The sequence below is a fragment of the Planomonospora sp. ID91781 genome (assembly GCF_015711595.1).
Taxonomy (GTDB): domain Bacteria; phylum Actinomycetota; class Actinomycetes; order Streptosporangiales; family Streptosporangiaceae; genus Planomonospora; species Planomonospora parontospora.
On sequence record NZ_JABTEY010000001.1, the window covers coordinates 199187 to 219213 of the forward strand.

At 70.4% G+C, this 20027-nt stretch carries 17 protein-coding genes and 1 tRNA gene; 10 read left to right on the forward strand and 8 right to left on the reverse strand.

Annotated elements, in window-relative coordinates; genetic code table 11:
- Positions 1-40: 40 nt before the first annotated feature.
- Together glp and galU are read right to left on the reverse strand one after the other, a co-directional pair.
- Complete coding sequence (gene glp, locus HS048_RS00920; RefSeq protein WP_068902358.1) at positions 41-1228, reverse strand: gephyrin-like molybdotransferase Glp; 1188 nt, start codon at positions 1226-1228, stop codon at positions 41-43.
- Between the two features lie 38 nt (positions 1229-1266).
- A complete protein-coding gene (galU, locus tag HS048_RS00925; RefSeq protein ID WP_196465840.1) occupies positions 1267-2166 on the reverse strand; it encodes a UTP--glucose-1-phosphate uridylyltransferase GalU in 900 nt (299 codons plus the stop codon).
- Between the two features lie 24 nt (positions 2167-2190).
- Here galU and HS048_RS00930 point away from each other — a divergent pair, with 24 nt between their 5' ends.
- The 3 genes from HS048_RS00930 to HS048_RS00940 all read left to right on the forward strand — a co-directional run bounded on the left by HS048_RS00930 (position 2191) and on the right by HS048_RS00940 (position 5097).
- Positions 2191-2778: a 5-formyltetrahydrofolate cyclo-ligase gene (locus HS048_RS00930; RefSeq protein WP_196465841.1), complete on the forward strand. Its 588-nt coding sequence runs from the start codon at positions 2191-2193 to the stop codon at positions 2776-2778.
- Positions 2779-2986: 208 nt separating this feature from the next.
- Positions 2987-4492 carry a potassium/proton antiporter gene (locus HS048_RS00935; RefSeq protein ID WP_068902352.1) on the forward strand — a complete coding sequence of 502 codons (1506 nt, stop codon included), beginning with the start codon at positions 2987-2989 and terminating at the stop codon, positions 4490-4492.
- 296 nt (positions 4493-4788) lie between these two features.
- Entirely contained in the window at positions 4789-5097 is a 309-nt protein-coding gene (locus tag HS048_RS00940) for an FmdB family zinc ribbon protein (protein WP_084008903.1), read from the forward strand.
- A gap of 144 nt (positions 5098-5241) precedes the next feature.
- Here the strand turns inward: HS048_RS00940 and HS048_RS00945 are convergent, their stop codons facing one another.
- Complete coding sequence (locus HS048_RS00945; protein ID WP_196465842.1) at positions 5242-7287, reverse strand: MFS transporter; 2046 nt, start codon at positions 7285-7287, stop codon at positions 5242-5244.
- Between the two features lie 110 nt (positions 7288-7397).
- Between HS048_RS00945 and HS048_RS00950 the strand changes: the two genes are divergently transcribed.
- From HS048_RS00950 to mscL, 3 genes are all read left to right on the forward strand, one after another.
- A complete protein-coding gene (locus HS048_RS00950; RefSeq protein ID WP_068902347.1) occupies positions 7398-8207 on the forward strand; it encodes an S-methyl-5'-thioadenosine phosphorylase in 810 nt (269 codons plus the stop codon).
- Positions 8208-8284: 77 nt separating this feature from the next.
- Positions 8285-8935 carry an RcpC/CpaB family pilus assembly protein gene (locus HS048_RS00955; RefSeq protein ID WP_068902345.1) on the forward strand — a complete coding sequence of 217 codons (651 nt, stop codon included), beginning with the start codon at positions 8285-8287 and terminating at the stop codon, positions 8933-8935.
- Positions 8936-9021: 86 nt separating this feature from the next.
- Positions 9022-9426: a large conductance mechanosensitive channel protein MscL gene (mscL, locus tag HS048_RS00960; protein WP_196465843.1), complete on the forward strand. Its 405-nt coding sequence runs from the start codon at positions 9022-9024 to the stop codon at positions 9424-9426.
- A gap of 55 nt (positions 9427-9481) precedes the next feature.
- Here mscL and HS048_RS00965 read toward each other — a convergent pair whose 3' ends face one another.
- Together HS048_RS00965 and HS048_RS00970 are read right to left on the reverse strand one after the other, a co-directional pair.
- Positions 9482-10585: a M15 family metallopeptidase gene (locus HS048_RS00965; RefSeq protein WP_230880679.1), complete on the reverse strand. Its 1104-nt coding sequence runs from the start codon at positions 10583-10585 to the stop codon at positions 9482-9484.
- 242 nt (positions 10586-10827) lie between these two features.
- Positions 10828-11538: a hypothetical protein gene (locus HS048_RS00970; protein ID WP_196465844.1), complete on the reverse strand. Its 711-nt coding sequence runs from the start codon at positions 11536-11538 to the stop codon at positions 10828-10830.
- A 206-nt stretch (positions 11539-11744) separates the two neighbouring features.
- On the opposite strand from HS048_RS00970, the gene HS048_RS00975 reads away from it, so the two are divergent.
- Positions 11745-11820: transfer RNA gene (locus HS048_RS00975), tRNA-Arg, on the forward strand.
- A 175-nt stretch (positions 11821-11995) separates the two neighbouring features.
- Here the strand turns inward: HS048_RS00975 and HS048_RS00980 are convergent.
- Together HS048_RS00980 and HS048_RS00985 are read right to left on the reverse strand one after the other, a co-directional pair.
- Positions 11996-12628, reverse strand: coding sequence for a hypothetical protein (locus HS048_RS00980; protein WP_196465845.1), 633 nt, complete (start codon positions 12626-12628; stop codon positions 11996-11998).
- An 81-nt stretch (positions 12629-12709) separates the two neighbouring features.
- A complete protein-coding gene (locus tag HS048_RS00985; RefSeq protein WP_196465846.1) occupies positions 12710-14065 on the reverse strand; it encodes a tyrosine-type recombinase/integrase in 1356 nt (451 codons plus the stop codon).
- A 193-nt stretch (positions 14066-14258) separates the two neighbouring features.
- On the opposite strand from HS048_RS00985, the gene HS048_RS00990 reads away from it, so the two are divergent.
- The 3 genes from HS048_RS00990 (at position 14259) to HS048_RS01000 (ending at position 18910) form a co-directional block, all read left to right on the forward strand.
- Positions 14259-15134 (forward strand): IS5 family transposase, encoded by an 876-nt coding sequence (locus HS048_RS00990; protein ID WP_196465847.1) that lies wholly within the window; start codon positions 14259-14261, stop codon positions 15132-15134.
- A 64-nt stretch (positions 15135-15198) separates the two neighbouring features.
- On the forward strand, positions 15199-15543 hold the full coding sequence (locus tag HS048_RS00995; RefSeq protein ID WP_196465848.1) for a hypothetical protein: 345 nt from the start codon (positions 15199-15201) through the stop codon (positions 15541-15543).
- Positions 15544-16183: 640 nt separating this feature from the next.
- Positions 16184-18910, forward strand: a complete 2727-nt coding sequence (locus tag HS048_RS01000) for a beta-L-arabinofuranosidase domain-containing protein (protein ID WP_196465849.1) — start codon at positions 16184-16186, stop codon at positions 18908-18910.
- 564 nt (positions 18911-19474) lie between these two features.
- Here the strand turns inward: HS048_RS01000 and HS048_RS01005 are convergent.
- On the reverse strand, positions 19475-19972 hold the full coding sequence (locus tag HS048_RS01005; protein ID WP_196465850.1) for a carboxymuconolactone decarboxylase family protein: 498 nt from the start codon (positions 19970-19972) through the stop codon (positions 19475-19477).
- Between the last annotated feature and the right edge of the window lie 55 nt (positions 19973-20027).

Genomic DNA, 20027 nt, shown 5'->3' on the forward strand with positions numbered 1-20027 from the left:
CCTGCCCTGTCTCCTGTCCGATGCGGTCCGCCGTCCCCGTTCACAGGGGAATGATCTCCACGGTCGTGCCCTCGGGGAGTTCGGTGACGTCCTCGGGGACCACGATCAGCGCGTCGGCCTCGGCCAGGGCGGCGAGCTGGTGGGAGCCCTGCCGCCGCACCGGGGTCACGGCGCCCTGCGGACCGAGTTTCCCACGCAGATAGGAGCGCTTGCCCGCGGGTGAGCGGAGCGGCGCCGCGGTCACAGCCGTCGCGGTCTCCGCGGGACCCGCGGGCAGGCCCTGCATCTTCCGCAGCGCCGGGCGGACGAACAGCATGAACGACACGAAGGAGGAGACCGGGTTGCCGGGCAGCGCGAAGATGGGCACCTGGTCGTCGCCCACCACGCCGAACCCCTGGGGCATGCCCGGCTGCATGGCGACGCGCTCGAAGCGTACGGTGCCCAGCGGCCCGAGGGCCTCCTTGACCGGTTCGTACGCGCCCATCGAGACCCCGCCGCTGGTGATCACCACGTCGGCCCTGACCAGCTGGGCGTCGAGCTGCTCGGCGAACCCCGCCGCGTCGTCGCCGACGATCCCGGCGCGGTAACCCTCCCCGCCGGCCTCCCGGACCGCGGCGATCAGGGTGTAGCTGTTGGACTCCCAGATCTGGCCGGGGGCCAGGGTCGTGCCGGGTTCGGCCAGCTCCGCCCCGGTGGAGATCACCACGACCCGCGGGCGGGGCCGTACCAGCACCCGCCGGCGGCCGACTCCGGCCAGGATGCCGAGCTGGGCGGGACCGATCCGGGTGCCCGCGGTCAGCACCACCTCCCCCGCGCGCACGTCCTCGCCGGCCAGCCGGATCGCGTTGCCCTTCTGGACGGGCCGGTCGATCGTGACCCGGGCGGTGCCGCCGTCGGTCCACTCCACCGGGACCACCGCGTTGGCCCCGGCCGGCAGCGGCGCGCCGGTCATGATCCGCAGGGCCATCCCCGGCCCGAGCGCGTGCAGGCGGCCGTCCCCGGCGGCGACGTCGTCGACCACCGGCAGCGTCGCCGGGACGTCGGCGACGTCCTCGGCCCGTACGGCGTAGCCGTCCATCGCCGAGTTGTCGAAGGGCGGCAGCGGGACCGGGGAGGTGACCTCCTCGGCCAGGGTCGTGCCCAGCGCCCGTTCGAGCTCCAGCTCCAGCGGGGCGAGCGCCCGCACGGTGCGCAGGATGTCGCCGAGGTGCTCGTCGACCGATCTCATCGGGCTCATGTGGGCCGCCTGCGGGCTCGTCGGAAGGGTCATCGCGAGGCCAGGAACTCCTTGAGCCAGGGCATGAACTCCGGCGCGAGGTCGGGGCGGTCCGCGGCGAACTGCACGACCGTGCGCAGGTAGTCGAGCTTGTTTCCGGTGTCGTAGCGGCGGCCGCGGAACAGCACGCCGTGGACCGGTCCGCCGCCCTCGCCGCCGCGTCCGGCCAGGGTGCGCAGGGCGTCGGTGAGCTGGATCTCGCCGCCCCGGCCCGGCGGCGTGTTCTCCAGGACCTCGAAGACGGCCGGGTCGATCACGTAGCGGCCGATGATGGCCCAGTTGGACGGCGCCTCCTCGACCGGGGGCTTCTCCACCAGGTCGGTCACCCTGACCACGTCGTCCTCGGCGGTGGCCTCGATGGCCGCGCAGCCGTACAGGGAGACGTGGTCCTCGGGGACCTCCATCAGCGCGATGACGCTGCCGCCGTAGGTGTTGCGGACGTCGATCATGCGCTTGAGCAGCTCGTCGCGGGGGTCGATCAGGTCGTCGCCGAGCAGGCAGGCGAACGGGCTGTCGCCCACGTGCTGCTTGGCGCAGAGCACCGCGTGACCGAGTCCCTTGGGCTCGCCCTGCCGTACGTAGTGCAGGGTCGCCAGGTCGGCGGGCTCGCGGACCTGGGAGAGGCGCTCGTCGTCGCCCTTGGCCTCGAGGACCTCCTCCAGCTCGACGGCCCGGTCGAAGTGGTCCTCGATCGAGCGCTTGTTCTTGCCGGTCACCATGAGCAGGTCGAGCAGCCCGGCGGAGACGGCCTCCTCGACGACATACTGGATCGCGGGTTTGTCGACGATCGGCAGCATCTCCTTGGGCGTCGCCTTGGTCGCGGGCAGGAAGCGGGTGCCCAGACCCGCCGCCGGCACGACGGCTTTCGTCACGGGATCGAAGTCGGCCATATCAAAACCTTAGTGGAGGGACCTGTGGACAAGCTGAAGCTGCGCGCGTCGATCCGGCAGCGGCGTGCCTCTATCCCGGAGGACGAGCGTTATGCGGCCTCTGTCCAGATCCGGGAGGCGCTGCTGGACCAGCCGTGGGTGCAGATGGCCGGGCTGGTCGCGTGCTACTGGTCGACCGGGGCCGAGCCGGCGACGCACGGGCTGGTCTTCGCGCTGTGGAAGCACGGCGCGACGGTGATGCTCCCGGTGCTCCGCGACGACCTGGACCTCGACTGGGCGGTGTACGACGGGCCCGACACCCTCGCCCCCGGCCGCTTCGGGATCATGGAGCCGGTGGACGTACGGCGCGGCGTCGACGCGGTCAGGACCGCGGCCCTGGTGATCGTCCCGGCGCTGGCGGCCGACCGCTCCACCGGCGTACGGCTCGGCCGGGGCGGCGGTTCCTACGACCGGGCCCTGGCGCGGGTGGGGCCCAACGTGCCGACGGTCGCGCTGCTCCACGACGGCGAACTGCTCGACGGCGTCCCCGCCGAACCGCACGACCGGCCGGTCCGCTACGCCGCGCTGCCCGGCGGCATCGTCCGCCTGGGGGAGGGCCGGCCCGCCGAATAGGACAGAATGGTCCCCGAAGCGAGAGGAGGGGACAGGTGACTCTTCGCTCCCGGAGAGGGAGCGGTTTCCCGCTCTTCCCGTCCGGGACGGGCGGCCTGCACGCCCCGGCGGTTCTGCGCGGGGGCCCTCCGCCAAGGGAGCGAACCCTCCGTTGCACGAACGCGCCGACCGTCTCACCGGATCCTGACGGACAGCCGATGGACATCCGATGGACATGAACGTCTGGCTGCTGCTCGGCGCGGGGATCGTCATCGCCTCCATCGTCGCGGTGCGCGTCGCCCACCGCAGCGGCCTCCCCAGCCTCCTCATCTTCCTCGGGTTCGGCCTGGTCATCGGCGAGTCCGGCTTCGGCCTGCAGTTCGAGGACACGGGACTCGCCCAGCAGATGGGCCTGATCGCGCTGGCGATCATCCTGGCCGAGGGAGGTCTGACGACCACCTGGAGCCACGTCCGGGGCTCCATCCCCACCGCCGTGGTGCTGGCCACCGCGGGCGTCGCGGTGAGCATCGCCGCCGTCGCGCTCCCGGTGCGCTTCCTGCTCGGCATGGACTGGCGGACCGCGCTCCTGCTCGGCGCGGTCCTCGCCTCGACCGACGCCGCGGCGGTCTTCTCCGTCCTGCGCCGCCTGCCCCTGCCACCGCGCCTGTCGGGCATCCTGGAGGCCGAGTCCGGGTTCAACGACGCCCCCGTCGTCATCGCGGTGGTGCTGCTGAGCACCAACGCCTCGCCCAGCCTCGGGGTCGCCCTGCTGGAGGTGGTCTTCGAGCTCGTGGTGGGCGCGGCCGCAGGGCTGGCGATCGGCCCGGTCGGCGTCTACGCGCTGCGCCGCGTCGCGCTGCCGGCCGCCGGCCTGTACCCGATCGCGGTGCTCGCGCTGGCCTTCGCCGCCTACGCCGGCGCCGCGTCCCTGCACGGCAGCGGCTTCCTGGCGGTCTACCTGGCGGCGCTGGTCATGGGCAACTCCCGGATGCCGCACCGGGCGGCCAGCCGGGGATTCGCCGAGGGCGTCGCCTGGCTGGCCCAGATCGGCCTGTTCGTCATGCTCGGTCTACTGGCGAGCCCTTCGGAGATGTCGACCGCGCTCGTCCCCGGGCTGGTCGCGGGGCTGATCCTGGTCGCGGTCGCCCGGCCGCTGTCCATCGTGGTCTCCGCCCTCCTGCTGCGGATCACGGGGGTCGACCGGCTGAACTGGCGGGAGCAGGCGTTCCTGTCGTGGGCCGGGCTCCGGGGCGCGGTGCCCATCGTGCTGGCCACCATCCCCTGGGCCGCCACGTCGATCGACGACGCCACCGCCAAGCTCGTGTTCAACGAGGTCTTCGTCATCGTGGTCGTCTACACCCTGCTCCAGGGGCCCACCCTGCCGTGGGTGGCGCGCAGGCTCGGGGTCACCGCGCCGGAGGAGGCCCGCGACCTGGCGGTGGAGTCGGCCCCGCTGGAGGAGCTCAACGCCGACCTCCTGCAGATCAGGGTCCCGCCGGCGTCCAAGCTGCACGGCGTGGAGGTGTTCGAGCTCAGGCTGCCGTCCGACGCCCAGGTCACGCTCGTCGTCAGGGACGGCAAGTCGTTCGTGCCGTCGGAGTCCACCCGGATCAGGGCCGACGACCAGCTCCTCGTGGTGGCCACCGCCGCCTGCCGGGAGGTCGTCGAGAAGCGGATCCGCGCGATCAGCCGCCGGGGCAAGCTGGCCGGCTGGTTCGGCGAGCACGGCTCCTGACCTCCGGCGGGCCGGCCCGGGGGTTCCCGTGGGCCGGGCCGGAGGACTCCCACAGACCAGGCCGGAGAACTCTCGCAGGCCGGACCGGAGAACTCCCGCGGGCGCACCGGAGGACCTGCCCGGACCGGTTCGGAGGACTCCCTCGGGCCCGGTTGCGGGACGGTTGCGGGGCCCCGGCCGGAAGGCGCACGCCGGAATGTGACATCCTCCGCTCGCGTTTATGCTTGTCGACGCCGTACCATTAGCAGTCGCGCCAGTCGAGTGCCAATCGGCGCGGACCGAATGAGGAGGAGAGCGTGCCCACTTACCAGTACGCCTGCACCGCCTGTGACAACCAGTTCGAGATCGTCCAGAAGTTCTCGGACGACGCGCTCACCGTGTGCCCGAGCTGCCAGGGTGAGCTGCGCAAGGTGTTCTCTGCGGTCGGCATCGTCTTCAAGGGATCCGGTTTCTACCGGACGGACAGCAGGTCGTCCGGTTCGAGCACGGTGAGCTCCACCACGTCGAGCTCCTCGAACTCGTCGTCGTCCTCCGCATCCTCCACGTCCTCCTCGGGGTCGGCGGAGTCCAAGCCCGCCGCCGCGCCCGCGGCCGCGGCCTCCTGACGAACGGGCGCGCGGCCGGTCCCACCCGCCGGCTCACCGCGCGACCCGCTCCGCGCACCGGCCGCCCCCTCCGGCGGCCCCACGGGTGACCGGCCCGGTGCGCGGCCGGCCCCACCCGCCGGCCCGGTCCCGCGGCGACCGGTCTCAACGCGGCGCGGGGCGGTCGGTCATCGCGCCGAGCATCTCCCCGGGCAGCCGGTCCAGCAGTTCGCGCAGCCCGGGGTGCTCCTCCGGATTCCAGTCCTGGATCACCCGGGCGAGCCCCTCCCTGGCCTCCGAGACCAGGCGGTCGGCCACCCGCTCCCCCTCCGGGGTCAGCTCCAGGCCGAGTCCGTCCGCCGCCCGGCGGACCAGATCGCGCTCCACCAGGTGGGCGACGTACGGCCGTCCCCTGTCGATGGTCACGCCCGCCCGCTCCGCGAGGTCCGCGCCCGCCTGCCTGCCCCGGGTGCCCAGGCGGGCGATCAGCCAGACCGAGCCGGACGGCAGGTCGCGCAGGCCCGCCAGGTCGCCGAGCCGCCGGTAGTAGTCACGGCGCATGGCCTCGTCCGCCAGCCGCCACAGCCCCCTCTCCACCTCGTCGAGCGACGACCGGCCGGTCGGCACGGCGCCGTAGCCCTCGCCCGGGTCGGTCGCCTTGGTGGTCTCCCGCAGCGGGAGCTCGGGCAGGAGCCAGGCCACCGCGAAGGCCAGCAGCGCCACCGGGGCTCCGAACAGGAAGACCCTGGCGATCGCGTCGGAGTACGCCTCCAGGAAGGCTCCGGCGACCTCCGGGGGCAGCCGCCGGATGACCGTCGGGTCCTGCTGGACCGCGCTCTCGATGCCCGGCGGGAGCCGTACCGTCCGGGAGAGCGCGGCCAGGTCGTCGGCGAGCCGCGCGGTGAAGATCGCCCCGGCCAGCGCGACGCCGAACGAACCGCCGATCGCGCGGAAGAACGTGGCGCCCGAAGTCGCCGTCCCCAGGTCCTCGAAGCCCACGGCGTTCTGCACCACGATCACCAGGACCTGCATGACCATGCCGATCCCGACGCCCAGGACGAGCAGGTAGGCGCTCAACTCCAGGGCGCCGATGCCGGGGTGGATGCGGGAGAGCAGGAACAGGCCGAGCGCCGCGGTCGCGGTGCCCGCGATCGGGAAGACCTTGTACCGCCCGGTGCTCGTGATGACCTGGCCGCTGACGATCGAGGCGACGAGCAGGCCGCCCATCATCGGCAGCAGGTGCAGGCCCGACATCGTGGGCGAGACCCCCTGCACGACCTGGAGGAAGAGCGGCATGTAGGTGAGGGAGCCGAACATCGCCAGGCCCACGATGAAGCCGATCAGCGACGCCACGTTGAAGACCCGCAGCTTGAACAGGTGCAGCGGGAGCACCGGCTCCGGAGCCCGCTTCTCGGCCAGCCACCAGAGCACCCCCAGCACCGCCGCGGCGACGCCCAGCCCGATGATGACCGGGTCGCCCCACGGGTAGGTGCTCCCGCCCCACGTGGTCATCAGCACCAGGCAGGCGGTGGCGCCGCCGAGGAAGACGATGCCGCCGTAGTCGATGACGTGCCCGGTGGAGCGCACGCCGGCCGGCAGCGCCCAGGCCACCACGGCCAGCGCGAGCAGGCCGATCGGCAGGTTGACGTAGAAGACCCAGTGCCAGGACAGGTGGTCCACGAACAGTCCGCCGAGCAGCGGGCCCGCGACGCTGGAGACGGCGAAGACGGCGCCGAAGAACCCCTGATACCTCCCCCGCTCGCGGGCGGGCACGACGTCCGCGACGATCGCCTGGGCGAGCACCATGAGACCTCCGCCGCCGAGCCCCTGCAGCGCCCGGAACCCGATCAGCTGCCCCATGTCCTGCGACAGGCCGCACAGGGCCGAGCCCACCAGGAAGATCACGATCGCGGCCTGGAAGAGGGCCTTGCGGCCGTACTGGTCGCCGAGCTTGCCCCACAGGGGCGTGGAGACCGTCGAGGCGAGCATGTAGGCGGTCACCACCCAGGCGAGGTGGTTCAGGCCGCCCAGGTCTCCGACGATGGTCGGGAGCGCGGTGGCGACGATCGTCTGGTCGAGCGCCGCGAGCAGCATGGCGAGCATGAGCGCCCCGATGATGAGCCCCAGCCCCCTCCCGGGTCTCCGCTCCGCCTCTCCGGACGCCGTCCGACGGGTCCGCCGTGCACTCGTCTCGTTCCCCCGATCGACCATGGGGCAGGTCATACCCCATGTGTCCACACGGTCACATCGGTTACCGGAGTCGTCCACAGGCTCCGCTCTCCGCCCTCTCGCGGGGCGGCCGTGACGCTAGTGTCTGCGCCATGGTCAATCGCGCGGACGTCGGGGTCATCGGCGGTTCAGGGTTCTATTCGCTGCTCGACGACGTCACGGAGGTCACGGTCAGCACGCCGTACGGCCCGCCGAGCGACGTCGTCAGCATCGGCCGCGTCGGCTCGCGGGAGGTGGCCTTCATCCCCCGCCACGGGCGGGACCACCGCTTCCCGCCGCACCGCATCCCCTACCGGGCCAACCTGTGGGCCCTGCGCTCCCTCGGCGTGCGCCAGGTGCTCGCGCCCAGCGCGGTCGGCTCGCTCCGCCCCGAGATCGGTCCGGGCGCCCTCGTGGTCCCCGACCAGCTCGTCGACCGCACCTCCGGCCGCGCCCAGACCTACTACGACGCCGGCGGCGTGGTCCACGTCCCCTTCGCCGACCCCTACTGCCCGGTGGGCCGCGCCGCGGCCGTCGCCGCGGGCCGGGCCGCCGACTGGGAGACGGTCGACGGCGGCACGCTGGTCGTCATCGAGGGTCCCCGCTTCTCCACCCGGGCCGAGTCCCGCTGGTTCACCGCCAACGGCTGGACGATCGTCGGCATGACGGGCTTCCCGGAGTCCGTCCTCGCCCGCGAGCTCGCCATGTGCTACACCTCGCTGTCCCTGGTCACCGACCACGACGCGGGCGTCGAGACCGGCGAGGGGGTCACCCACGAGGAGGTCCTCGCCTTCTTCGCCGCCAACGTCACCCGCATGCGCGCCCTGGTCACCGACGTCGTCGGAGCCCTCCCCAGGGACCGCGCCTGCCACTGCGCCAAGGCCCTGGACGGCCTGCAGCTCCCCTTCGACCTGCCCCGGTGACCTTCCGTCCCATCCGGTGCCTTCGACCCCGCCCGATGCCCCTCGACCCCGCCCGGTGACCATCCGTGGAGTCAGCCATGCCCGTCGCCAGCCTCCTTCCCGGCCTGCGCCCGCAGGGCCGGCGCCTTCCCTTTCACCGTCTCCTCGGCCGCCGCCACCGCCTCCTCGCCACCGTCCTCGCCGCCCTGGCCGCGGCGTGCGCCGCGACCGGCCTGCGCCCCGAGACCTCGTCGGTGACCGTGCTCGCGGCGGCCCGCGACCTGCCCGGCGGCGTCCTGTCCGCCGCCGACGTGAAAACGGTCGCCCTGCGGCCCGGTACGGCCCCCGAAGGCGCCCTGAGACCGGGCACGCCGGTCGCCGGGCGGGTCCTGGCGGGCCCCGCGCGGCGCGGGGAGCCCCTCACCGACGTCCGCCTGCTCGGCCCGAGCCTGCTGGCCGCCCATCCACCCGGCACGGTCGCCGCGCCGGTCCGCGTCGCCGACCCCGAGAGCGCCCGCCTGCTGTCCCCCGGAGACGTGGTGAACGTGCTCGCCGCGCCGACCGGCTGGGACGGCTCCGCCGCCCCGGCCCGGATCGTGGCCGAGGGCGTCCCCGTCCTCACCGTCCCCGCGAGCGGGAGCGACCGGGACGCGCTCCTCATGCTCGCCACGACCTCGGATCAGGCGGTCGAGCTGGCCTCCGCCCAGTCCGGCGGCCGGCTGTCGATCACGATCGCCCCTCCCCGGTGATGATCCGGCCGTGACAGGGTAATAGCGCCCGCACCCCCGAAGGCGAACGACCCCGGAGGCCTGGAGGCCCCGGGCAAGGAGTGGTCATGCTGAGTGGATTCAAGAAGTTCCTGATGCGCGGCAACGTGCTCGACCTCGCCGTCGCGGTGGTGGTCGGCGCCGCCTTCACCGCCATCGTGAACTCCTTCGTCAAAGACCTCATCAACCCGCTCATCGCCGCCATCGTCGGCAAGCCCGACTTCAGCCACCTGAAGCTGAACATCGGCTCCGGCACGCTCACGTACGGCGACTTCCTCAACGCGGTGATCTCGTTCCTGCTGATCGCGGCGGTCATCTACTTCCTGGTCATCACCCCCTACGAGAGGATCACCGCCCGGTTCACCACGCCGGAGGAGACGAAGCTGCGGGAGTGCCCCGAGTGCCTCTCGGAGATCCCCAAGGCCGCCGTCCGCTGCCGCCACTGCACCGCCCAGGTCTCCCCGATGACGTGACCGGACCCGAGGGAGGGATCGGCCGGGGAGAGCCCGACGGGAGGCCGGCGGGCGCTCAGAGGAGCGAGCCGAGCTTCGGGTCGTACTCCCAGTGCCACGGCTCGAAAGGGCTGGAGTAGGCCCACTGGGGGTGGAACCACCCGAATTTCTTGCCGTTGGCCTCCACCCAGTTGAACTCCGCCGAGCGGAAGTTCTGCACGCCCCCGCACAGGTCGACGGCGAGCCCCAGGCCGTGGTTGCTGCGGCCCGGAACGGCGGCCAGGCCGGGTCGCCGGTAGTAGACCGACTGCTGCTCGGCCAGGCTCCGGTAGGCGTCCGTCACGCACATGGGCTTGCCGAACCTCTTGCGGTAGGCCTCGTTCATGCTGATGAACGCGATCGCCGCGTCGGCCCGGAGCTGGTGGCCGGGCTGCTGGAGCGGGCACAGGTAGGCCTTCGGGATCAGGCCGTTGGGGAACTCGCCCGCCGAGTTCACCTTCGTCGGATCACATCCGAGCGCCGCCCGGCCGACCTTGTCGATCTTGATGCCCAGTTTCACGAGCGCCTTGGTGAGCGTCTTCACCAGCTTGTCCGAACGCGCCTGGAGCGTCTTGATCTCGGCCCCCATCTGGGCCTCCGCCAGGAGCGTACCGGCCCGCAGCTCCTGCGCCTCGGCCGCCAGCCGCTCACGCTCGGCCTGCAGTCGGCTGCTCTCCTCCAGCACCTGGTTCCGCTCGGCGACGAGCTGGGTGACACCCGTCATCGCACGCAGCGTGTCACCGCTGGAGTCCCCGGACAGCAGGCCCGCCACGTCCCCTCCGACCGGCTGCTGGTAGAGCAGTCCGACGAGGTCGGACAGCGGCTGCCGCACCTGGGCGAAGGCCCGTTCGGCGGTCTGCAGCTCGCGCAGCTTGGCGGTCAGCGCCTTCTGCGCCTCGCGGATCTTGGCGCGCCGCTGCTCCAGCGCCTTGGTGGCGGCTTCCAGGTCCTTCGCCGCCTTCTCGGCGTCCCGGCGGAGTTCGGTGAGATTCACCGGATCGCGCCGGGCGGCGGCCCGGACCTCGGCCGGCATGCCCTGCCGCGCACCGGCCTGGGATTTCGCGTGCTCCTGCCGCACGGCGGCCCCGGCCTTCAGCGGCGCCTGCTGCGCGGTGGCGACCCCCGGTACGAGGGAAGTCATCGTCGCGACAACGACGATCAGACCCGCTGATCGACGAGGTAGCACGTTCGACCCCTCCGTTTGCGAACTCGTGACCCGGGTCAGGCACGCACGTTACTACAGCTCACCGGATGCCCGAGCCAGACTCCTCGCAGCCGCTATGCGCCGAACGCCCCATTCCGCAAGCTCCGCCCCAGGCTTCCCGCCGGTTCCACCCGGGCAGATCGCAGGCGGTCTCCGGCCCTCCGCCGATCCCGGAGATGTCAGACCTTCTGCCGGTTGCCGTCCAGGCAGATCTCCCAGAGCCAGGTGTCCCGCCACTCCTGCGAGCACTCCGCCTCCGTGCCCGCCGCCGCCTCCTCGGCCGGCGGCACCGGCGAGGGCGTGGGGGACGGCGTGGGCGACCGGTCCGGCGTCTCCTGACCCGAGGACCCCACGGGCTCCTGCGTGTGCGCCGTACCCGGCCCGTGCACCGTGCGCGGCGTCTCCTTCCCGCCCCCGCCGGAGACCCGCCGCTTCCGCCTCCTGTCGGCGGTCTCCGCCGCCTCCCCGGCCTCCCCGGCCTCCCCGGAGCGATGCATCGGCCGGGAGTAGGACAGGCCGATCAGGTCCGGCGGCATCCAGCCGTCGTACACCCGGTAGGGGCGCAGCGGCGGGGGCACCAGCCTCGGCTCCGTCGCCCGGTTCCCGACCGGCTCACTGTCCGTCACCGTTCCCCGGATCACCGTGTCTCCGGTCATCGCGCTTCCGGACGGCGCGCCCGCCGGGTCGCCCTGGGCCGCTCCGATCGCGACGGGGGCTCCGGAGGCACTGGGCGGCGCGGCCGCGACCGGCACACCGTCACCGAACGCCTTCCGCCGCTCCGGCTCCGCGGAGGCCCCGCCGCTCACCGCCAGGTCGTATCCGGCGACCTCGGCCATCATGAGGCCTCCCGCCAGCAGGGCCGGCACCAGCATCGCCACGCCCAGCACCATCGGCCGCGATGCTCGACGACCGGGAATCCGCTTCCGCCGCATTCTGATCACAGAGCGTGACAGTAGCCATGCCGACACCCCGACGGCTCACCCGCTTGCCATCCCTTTGGCCCACCGCAGGCAAGCGATGACCCGCCGCCGCCATCTCGATCTCTCCCCGACTGGGCACAGGCCCGGTATCTTCGCTACTCTTACAGACAGCCCTTGCCTCCGTAGCTCAGGGGATAGAGCACCGCTCTCCTAAAGCGGGTGTCGCATGTTCGAATCATGCCGGGGGCACCATCTCCACCAGCCGTTAGGCCCCTGACCAGGGGCTTGGCGTGGCCTCTCCCGGCGATTACATGCAGCCGAATGCCGTCGTGTGCAGCCGTAGGACAGCGGTCGGGGGACATATGGGGGACGATCTTGAATGCGTTTCCCCAGGTCGCCCCCTTAAGGAGTAGGGCGCCTTGCCCTATCAGACGTCGAGGGGATCGCTGATCTGTAAGCGCCGATCCACAGCCGAGACGAGCTGATCGGCCAGGCCAGGGGCGATGTCCTGCGCCCACTGACGTAGCGCGGCGAGGAAGCCTACGAGGTCTTGGTGAACGCTTCGGAGAAGGCCAGGCAGAGCATCGCGAGGGATGTCGAGGTACTGCTCAGACGAACCCGGGAGTTCTCCCGGAGGCAGGTGGTCTCTGTCCTGTCGAAGACGCAGCACCGGCCCCATGCTCTCTAGCCACGTGTCAGGGTCGTGACCGAGATCGACCGGCTGCCCATTCAGAGCACCCAACCAATCGCGCCATTCGTCGAGACCTACGCAACACCCAGGATTGATGACGACATCACCAGAGATGACGCGGAGTCCGCCCGGTGCGTAGGCCTCTTCGTCGGCGGACGTCAGATACGTCTCGATCGCTTCAGGCGCGTTCGCCGCGGTGATCGAAAGATCATCATCGGTGACGCTTCTCCAGATCAACGCCCACATGATGGCTCCGACCTTCTCCGGTGTCGGGAAGCGGGGAACCGTCAGGAAGAACTCACCTTGTTCGGCGGTCCAGAACGGGCAGTCATCAGACCATCGTTCGAGAACCGGCGTCATCGCGATCATTACTGGAGTGTAATAAGCGTCGTTTCCACAAATAGTGAAGGCCCCGGGATAGCCGGGGCCTGATTGAGCACGCGAACGAGATCATTCCTCCAGCGCTTCGGAGATCTTTCTGTTGGCACGGGTCCGCTGCCCCTCGATGCACTTGGCGTAGACCCTCAGGAGCACGTCGACGCTGTGCCCCGCTCGCTTGGCCACTTCGGTTGCCGGGACCCCGGCATTCAGCCACAGGGACACTGCGGCATGCCGTAGGTCGTACGGCCGGGCAGCGAGCGGCGAGGCGACCTGTTCGGCGGTGAGGGCCCGCCGCCGGGATTCTTGCCAGACCGCTGAGTAGGCCGAGGAGGAGAACGGGCGCCCCTTGGAGGTCCGGAACAGGCCCCCGTCGCCGGCCACGCCGTACCGATCGATGTGCGCCCGCAGGACGGCCACCAGGACGGGCGGGATCGGGATCTCCCGCGTGTCGTCCTTCGCCCGATGCTTGAGACCCCGGGAGTCGTGGGTCTCCCCCGAGTTCGTCCACCGTTTGTTCGCCTGGGGACGCTCCTTCTCGACGGTGAGCAGGCCCCAGCCCTCTTCGGGAATGTCGCAGTTCTGGCGACGCAGGCCCGCCGCCTCTTCCGGCCGGAGCGCGGCGTAGTACATGCAGGCGAACATGCCGTGGAGCCGTCCGCCACGGGTCCGGCCGACCGTGGGGACGGCCGCCAAGAGCGCACGAGCCTGTTCGGGGTTGACGACCGTACGGGGGTCGATGGTGGCCGCGGCCTTGGGCGGAGTCCACTTGACCGCCTGCAGCGGATTGGCGGAGAGCTCCTTCTGTTCCACGGCGAGTTCGAGCAGGTGGTGAAGGACCTCACGCTTGCGCCGTACCGTGTTCGCGGCGGCGTCCTTGCCGGTGAAGGTCACCGAGATGGCATCGAGGGCAGCGCGCACCACGCGAGGGTCTTGCAGATCGGCCAGCGGCAGCGATGCCTTCTGCAGCCAGGCCAGTACCGACACCAGGGCGTGGGGCAGCTCAGGGCGCCGGTCCACAGGCAGCAGGGCATGACTACGCAGCAGCTCCCGCATGTCGCCGTCCGCCGGCCGATTCGGCAGGTCGGCCACCAGCGACAGCAGGCCGTAGACGTCGGTCTCCCGGGTCCGGGCCGCCGAGGTGCGCCACCGGCTGAGGACATAGGTCTGCGCGAACTCCAGGAACGTCGGCCCCGCCGGTTGTTCAGCGGCCAGCATCGACAGCGGCAATCCGGCGGTGACGTCGGACGCCTCCCCCGCCTTGGCTGCCTGCCGCAGGTCGGACAGGAAGCTCTCGGCGAGTCCCTTGGTCCGGAAGCTTTTGGACTTGGCCTTACGGTCCACCGTCCAGCGCACGAGGAAGGACAACGTCTTTCGGTCCTTGCGCCGCTGGATCTCCCAGAACTTCACGTCATAAGTGGTGTTCACACGGCCTCCCGGAGAGAGTCGAGCCAGGTCAGGAGGTCGCTCCCCCAGACGCGAAGCTCGTCATCGGGGAGCTGGACGCACGCAGGCGCACGGCCGAGTTCACGCCAGCGGTAGAAGGTCCGGCGGGAGACGCCGCCTAGGGCCTGTTTCAGAAGTCGATCAAGTTGCCGCCCTGCCGCTAGATGATCTATGGGTGGCTCGTGGTGAGCTGTCTGGCGCGCAGTGGGCGGTGCTGGAACCACTGCTGCCGGAGGGAGTGAAGTCCGGCCGGCCAGCGGTGTGGTCCAAGCGCCAGTTGATCGACGGCATCCGCTGGCGGGTTCGGACCGGGGCGCCGTGGCGGGACATGCCGGAGCGCTACGGGCCCTGGCAGACGGTCTACGGCCTGTTCCGGCGCCGGCAGCGGGCCGGGGTATGGGCGCGCATCGTCACCGCCCTGCAGACCCGCGCCGATGCCACCGGGCTGATCACCTGGGAGGTGAGCGTGGACTCCACGATCTGCCGAGCCCACCAGCACGCGGCCGGGGCCCGCCGCGACGGCTCGACGCAACTCGAGCCGCCCGGCGGGCTGACCGGTGAGCCGGACGACCACGCCCTGGGCCGCTCCCGGGGCGGATGGACCACCAAGCTGCATCTGGCCTGCGAGCAGGGACAGAAACCGCTGGCCGTGGTGATCACCGCGGGACAACGCGGGGACGCGCCGCAGTTTCACGCCGTGCTGGAGGGCATCCGGGTGCCCCGCTCCGGTCCCGGCCGTCCTCGCACCCGGCCGGACCGGGTACGGGCCGACAAGGCCTACTCCTCACGCGCCATCCGCGCCTACCTGCGCCGACGCGGTGTCCGCGCCACGATTCCGCAGCCTGCCGATCAGATCCGCCATCGCGCAAAGCGGGGATCGGCCGGTGGCCGGCCACCGGTCTTCGACGTCGAGGACTACAAGGCCCGGCACGCGGTCGAGTGCGGTATCAACCGACTCAAGCGCCACCGGGCGGTGGCCACCCGCTATGACAAGCTCGCCGTCCGCTACGAGGCGACCGTCCAGATCGCGGTGATCGGCGAGTGGCTGTGATCACCGTCCCGCGCCGAGGCTGAGATCCTGGCCTTTCGGCACACGGCGGAAAAGGGGCCAGGTGATGGCAGGCGAGTACCTCCGGTTGAAGGCGGAGACCGAGGGGGGCGAGCTCGTCGTCGAGCCGTCCGAAGACGCGCTCCACGAGATGATCATCGGGTTGTCCTCGCCGGACAACACCTTCGTGATCGTTGAGCCCGACGACGATGATCCGGTCTGGTTCGCCTCGGTCTCCCGCCTGGAGGACGGTACCTACGAGGTCGAGTATCGCGATGCCGTCCGCGAGCGACACCATCTGGGCGTCGAACGCGAGCCGGATCGCATCGCCCGTGATGTGACCTGCTGGACCGCTGAGACCGCCCGGGCGCATAGAGCTCTCGGGCGGGACCAGTCCTCAGCTGACTTCTGAAACAGGCCCTGGACGAAGATTTCGGCGTGATCCGTTTGGGATCGCTACTCGGCGGTCGGCGCCCTGGAGCCGTTAAGAGACCGCATGTGGAACGAGGCAGCAGAAAGCCGCCGATATCAGCGATGAAAATTTCACACGGCGTTCGTAAGTTGCGGAAACGGAGAATCGGCTGTACAGACGGGTGACACCTCCCCGGTCCGATCGCGCCCAAGGACCCCGCCCCTTGACGACATCCGGGTCTGGTGTATTTACTCGCCGCCATCACCACTAAAGACGTCAGGTGTTGAAGGAGGGTCACACCGAGAAATGTTAACGTTAACATGAATCCCCGCCCATGGGATGCACAAGGTCGTCCAGCCTGGGTGACACCACACGCCCAGGTCACTCCGCATCCGCGGCTCCGCCTTCGCGTGGGAGGCAGTTCCTCGTTGACGCCGGACCGGACCGTCGGATGCACTCCGCGACAACGCGCTCAACGGAGTAGGTCATGCCGCTCTCTGCAGGACCGAATGTTAACGCTAACATATTGTCCGGGAGCAGCGTCTCCGCGCCGACAACCATGGGCGTCCTCTCCCAGAGGCTGACCCGCTGAACCGTGACCGGCAGCCGGTCACCGCCCCCCATCTCCAAGGAGCTCCGCATGTCCTTGAGTCGTCGTCAGCTCTTCCAAGCCACAGGCGCGAGCGCCGCGCTCACGGTCGTCGGCCAGCTAGCCGGCACATCCCCCGCTCTGGCCGCCATCCCCTGGGCCAGAGCCGACATCGGCGTCTCGGCCTACGAATTCGATCTCGGCCAGGTCCGGCTGACCTCCGGCCGCTGGCTGGACAACCAGAACCGCACCCTGAACTATCTACGTTTCGTCGACGTCGACCGGCTGCTGTACGTCTTCCGGGTCAATCACCGCCTGCCCACCAACGGCGCGGCGGCCAACGGAGGCTGGGACGCGCCAGGCTTCCCGTTCCGGTCCCATGTGCAGGGCCATTTCCTGACGGCGTGGGCGCAGGCCTACGCCGTACTGGGCGACACCACCTGCCGGGACAAGGCCAGATACATGGTCGCCGAACTGGCCAGATGCCAGGCCAACAACGGCGCCGCCGGGTTCACCGGCGGCTACCTGTCCGGTTTCCCCGAGTCGGACATCACGGCAGTGGAGAACCGCACGCTGACCAACGGCAACGTGCCGTACTACTGCATACACAAGACCCTGGCGGGACTGCTGGACGTGTGGCGGCTGATCGGCGACACCCAGGCCAGGACCGTGCTGCTGGCCCTGGCAGGGTGGGTGGACACCCGCACGTCGCGGCTCAGTTCGAGCCAGATGCAGGCCATGCTCGGCACCGAGTTCGGCGGCATGAACGCCGTGCTGACGGACTTGTACCAGATAACCGGCGACTCCCGCTGGCTGGCCACGGCCCAGCGGTTCGACCACGCGGCCGTGTTCAACCCGCTGGCCGCAGGCCAGGACCAGCTGAACGGGTTGCATGCCAACACCCAGGTTCCCAAGTGGACCGGGGCGGCCCGCGAGTACAAGGCGACGGGCGCGACCCGCTACCGCGACATCGCCGTCAACGCCTGGTCCATCACTGTCGGCGCGCACACGTACGTGAACGGCTCCAACAGTCAGGCCGAGCATTTCCGCGCCCCCAATGCGATCGCCGCCTACCTGGCCAGGGACACCGGCGAGGCGTGCAACACCTACAACATGCTCAAGCTGACCCGGGAGCTGTGGATGCTGTCGCCGACCCGGGCCGACTATTTCGACTACTACGAAAACGCCCTGCTCAACCATCTGATCGGGCAGCAGCACCCCAGCGACGCACGCGGGCACGTCACCTACTTCACCCCGCTCAACCCCGGCGGACGCCGTGGCGTCGGCCCGGCCTGGGGCGGCGGCACCTGGAGCACGGACTACAACTCCTTCTGGTGCTGCCAGGGCACCGGCCTCGAGTCCAACACCAAGCTGATGGACTCGATCTACTTCCACAACGGCACCACTCTGTTCGTGAACCTGTTCGCGCCCTCCACGCTCAACTGGAGCCAGCGCGGCATCACGGTCACCCAGACAACCTCCTACCCGGTCAGCGACACCACGTCGCTGCAGGTCACCGGCAACGTGAGCGGGTCGTGGACGATGCGCATCCGCGTCCCTGCCTGGACCCAGGGCGCGACGATCAGCGTCAACGGAGTCCGGCAAGACGTCGCCGCCGCTCCGGGCTCCTACGCCAGCCTCACCCGGTCGTGGACATCGGGCGACACCGTGACCGTGCGGCTGCCCATGCGGGTGGTCATGAAGACCGCCAACGACAACCCCGGCGTGCAGGCCGTCACCTACGGCCCGGTCGTGTTGTCGGGCGACTACGGCGGCACCAGCCTGTCGTCGGCCCCGGCCCTGACCTCCTCATCGATCACCCGGACCAGCACCTCGTCCCTGGCCTTCACGGCCATCGCGAACGGGGGATCGGTGCAGCTGGGGCCGTTCTACGACGCGCATGACCACAACTACGTCGTCTACTGGAACACCGGCGGCCAGGGCGGTACCGACACGGCGAGCTTCCGGCTGCTCAACGCGGCCAGCGGGCTGGCCCTCGGCATCCAGAACATGTCCACCGCCGACGGCGGCCTGGCCCTCCAGTGGACCGACAACGGCACCGCCGACCACGACTGGGTCCCGGTCGTCGACGGCGATGCGCTGCGGTTCCGCAACGTGCACAGCGGCAAGGTGCTCGGCGTCGAGAACATGTCCACCGCCGACAATGCCCGGGTGCTGCAGTGGGGTGACACCGGAACCGCCGACCACCGCTGGACGATCACCGATGTCGGCGACGGCTCCGTCAAGATCCGCAACGTCAACAGCTCCAAGTTGCTCGGCATCCAGAACGGCTCGACCGCTACCGGCGCTCAGGTGGTCCAAGACTCCGACAACGGCAGCGCGGACAACCAGTGGCGGTTCGTGCCGAATGGCGCACGGCGTATCCAGAACGTGGGCACCGGGATGGTGCTCGGCGTCACCGGCATGTCCACGGCCGACGGCGCGCTCGTCGTCCAGTGGGGCGATTCCGGCACCGCCGATCATCTGTGGACGGCGATCGTCGACAGCGGCGGCTACCTGCGGCTGCGCAATTCCAACAGCCAGAAGGTACTGGGCGTGGAGAACATGGGCACCGCTGCCGGGGCGCGCGTTGTGCAGTGGGCCGACAACGGCACCGCCGACCATCGCTGGCGGCTGCGCTACGGGTCGGGTGCCGTCTTCCGGATCCAGTGCGCCAACGGCGGCCGGGTCCTCGGCCTCGGCGGTACGTCCCAGGGCGCGCAGGTCGTGCTCGCCGACGACAACGGCTCGAGCAACAACCGCTGGAGGTTCCTGTGAGGCGCGTGCTCCCAGCTCTCTCGCCTCTGCTCCCTTTCCGGCGTCGAGTCTTTCCCGACAGGACCTCCGAAGACGCTCTGCGTGGAAAACCTTCCGGGTCTACATCACCATAGGTGTAAACATTCACGTCCAGCGTATTCCGGTGTTGCATGATCGCGATGTGTGATCGCGCTCAGGCGTGGGCCGCCGTGAACCGGAGCCGGGATCAGGCAGGTGCCGAATCGGGCGGCATCCGGGCACGGCCGAGCAGACGGACACAGCGGTCAGCAGCGGCTGTCCGAGTTCCCGATAGACCAGGCCGCAGAGGGAAACGGCCGTGCCGTCGGCCGCCGCGGCACAGCTGATCAGCGGCTGTCAGCCGGGTGGTAGACGCCTGCTGAGGTCCTCGGCGAGCACCTACTAGCGGTACAGGAAGCTGGTGTTGCGACGACCGGTTGAATCCACCATGTCACCCTCCTTACCGTTCGCCTCGCGGCGGATGCTCGGACGCGTGACCTTCGGGCGGGTGCGCTCGGGGTGAGGCACTGGCGCAGTGTCCTCACCCTGAGCGAGGTCCCCTGAGGGCTACTCCCTCCACTGCTCTGCCGGTGACACACCGGGCAGCGGCTTGCCGATGAGAGCCAGCGGGAGGAAGAAGCAGACCTGGCCGATCGCCATGATGAGCGTGGCGAGCGCCTTGTCGTCGTAGTGCTGCGCTGCCCGGGCGTACAGCTCGTCGGGAACGCGCTCGCCCGACGGGCTCGGGGTCAGGACGGATTCGACCAGTTCCAGCGCGATGCGTTCGGCGTCGGTGAAGTAGGGCGCGTCCCGCCAGGAGACCACGGCGGTGATGCGCTCCTCTGTTTCCCCGGCCTTGCGGAGGTTGCCGGTGTGCAGGACCGTCAGGTACGTGCTGCCGGCGATCTGCCCGGCGCGCAACTGGACCAAGCTGATGGTGGTCTGCGGGATCGTGCCGTTCCCGGTCGCCTTGTACAGGGCGCCGCCGATGTCCTTGAGCTCGGGGACGAGCACGGCGGGGTTGGGCAGGCGCGACTGGCGGTTGTGCTGCTCGGTGGCGGTCATGGTGGTGAGGTTCCTTTCTGAACGGTGTCTCGCTGTTCTGACGGGTCGCACGAGG

Excerpts from the sequence above, each read along its gene's own strand:
- HS048_RS00935 (WP_068902352.1), top strand. The coding sequence starts at position 2,987 with ATGGACATGAACGTCTGGCTGCTGCTCGGCGCGGGGATCGTCATCGCC.
- HS048_RS00950 (WP_068902347.1), top strand. The coding sequence starts at position 7,398 with ATGGTCAATCGCGCGGACGTCGGGGTCATCGGCGGTTCAGGGTTCTAT.
- HS048_RS00955 (WP_068902345.1), top strand. The coding sequence starts at position 8,285 with ATGCCCGTCGCCAGCCTCCTTCCCGGCCTGCGCCCGCAGGGCCGGCGC.
- HS048_RS00970 (WP_196465844.1), bottom strand. The coding sequence starts at position 11,538 with ATGGTGCTGGGCGTGGCGATGCTGGTGCCGGCCCTGCTGGCGGGAGGC.
- HS048_RS00980 (WP_196465845.1), bottom strand. The coding sequence starts at position 12,628 with ATGATCGCGATGACGCCGGTTCTCGAACGATGGTCTGATGACTGCCCG.
- glp (WP_068902358.1), bottom strand. The coding sequence starts at position 1,228 with ATGAGATCGGTCGACGAGCACCTCGGCGACATCCTGCGCACCGTGCGG.
- HS048_RS00945 (WP_196465842.1), bottom strand. The coding sequence starts at position 7,287 with ATGGTCGATCGGGGGAACGAGACGAGTGCACGGCGGACCCGTCGGACG.
- mscL (WP_196465843.1), top strand. The coding sequence starts at position 9,022 with ATGCTGAGTGGATTCAAGAAGTTCCTGATGCGCGGCAACGTGCTCGAC.
- HS048_RS01000 (WP_196465849.1), top strand. The coding sequence starts at position 16,184 with ATGTCCTTGAGTCGTCGTCAGCTCTTCCAAGCCACAGGCGCGAGCGCC.
- galU (WP_196465840.1), bottom strand. The coding sequence starts at position 2,166 with ATGGCCGACTTCGATCCCGTGACGAAAGCCGTCGTGCCGGCGGCGGGT.
- HS048_RS01005 (WP_196465850.1), bottom strand. The coding sequence starts at position 19,972 with ATGACCGCCACCGAGCAGCACAACCGCCAGTCGCGCCTGCCCAACCCC.
- HS048_RS00995 (WP_196465848.1), top strand. The coding sequence starts at position 15,199 with ATGGCAGGCGAGTACCTCCGGTTGAAGGCGGAGACCGAGGGGGGCGAG.
- HS048_RS00965 (WP_230880679.1), bottom strand. The coding sequence starts at position 10,585 with ATGACTTCCCTCGTACCGGGGGTCGCCACCGCGCAGCAGGCGCCGCTG.